The following is a 1,070-nucleotide window of genomic DNA, read 5'->3' on the forward strand; positions in this document are numbered from 1 at the left end:
GAGCGTGTCATAGAAACGTTCTCAACGAAGGCAGCAGGGTGTGGAAACTGTGTCCAGCAGCGCCACAACCCTGCAAGGCGTAGCTTCGGTTGACGACTTCTTGAATGTCGCGGCTACGGAGACAGCACCGCTATTCGAGTACTTAGAGTTCGAGTTTCTGCTGGAGTACGACGTGTTCGCCCCCGCTTCGAGGGGGCGAACACGAGTCCACAACCCACCAGAACTCTTCAAAGGCTTCCTGCACTGCTACTACAAAGGCATCTACGGCACACGACCAGTCACACGAGAACTCCACAATACACTCACTTGGCTCTCCTGCGGTTTCGAGAAGCCGCCCTCACGAGACACTGTTGATCGGTTTCTCACTGATCTTGAATTGGTGGTGGATGATGTCTTCGACCGCCTCGTCGAGCAGGCCGCCTGCCGGGGCCTGCTCGACTCCACATACCGCATCGATTCGACTCACGTCACTGCAATCCAGTACAACGATGAAGCGACGTGGAACTATGACTCAACGGCTGAGGAACACTACTACGGATTCGGCTGTGTGATTGTGTCGGCCGGGCCAAAGATTCCGATTGCTGCAGAGTTTACACAACGAAAGCAGATCGATGCTGAGACGGCGATGCGCGTCACGAAGGACGCGCTCGCCGTCGATACACCGATCTGGATGCTCGGAGACAGCGCTTACGACGTGCTGGAGTGGCACGACTTCCTGCTGTCGCAGGGAGTCGTGCCGATTGCGCCGTACAACCCACGCAATACGGACGATCCACTTGACATCGAATACAGGGTCGAAGACCGCATTGACGAACACGCCGAAGACATCAGTCTCAAACAGTCAGTACTCGCCGGGACGTACGATCATCGGACGCAAGTGGAACGAACAAACGAAGCCTGCAAGGACTGCGGCCTCGGGCACGTCCGCGCCCGAGGCCGCGTACATGCACGAACACAGGTGTTCCTTGCACTGTGTCTCCGCGTAATCGTCGCAGTCACCAACTACGAAAGAGGACACAATCCCGGACGTACGAAGCTCAAAACCCTGTGATCGATTCTATGACACGCTC

At 56.4% G+C, this 1,070-nt stretch carries 1 protein-coding gene; it reads left to right on the forward strand.

All coding sequences use genetic code 11. The features are described 5' to 3' along the window. The first annotated feature begins 49 nt into the window (after positions 1-49). On the forward strand, positions 50-1,051 hold the full coding sequence (locus tag FYC77_RS19985) for an IS5-like element ISNpe18 family transposase (RefSeq protein ID WP_149083244.1): 1,002 nt from the start codon (positions 50-52) through the stop codon (positions 1,049-1,051). Positions 1,052-1,070: the final 19 nt, after the last annotated feature.

It is taken from the genome of Natrialba swarupiae, from assembly GCF_008245225.1.
In the GTDB taxonomy this organism is placed as follows: Archaea; Halobacteriota; Halobacteria; order Halobacteriales; family Natrialbaceae; genus Natrarchaeobius; species Natrarchaeobius swarupiae.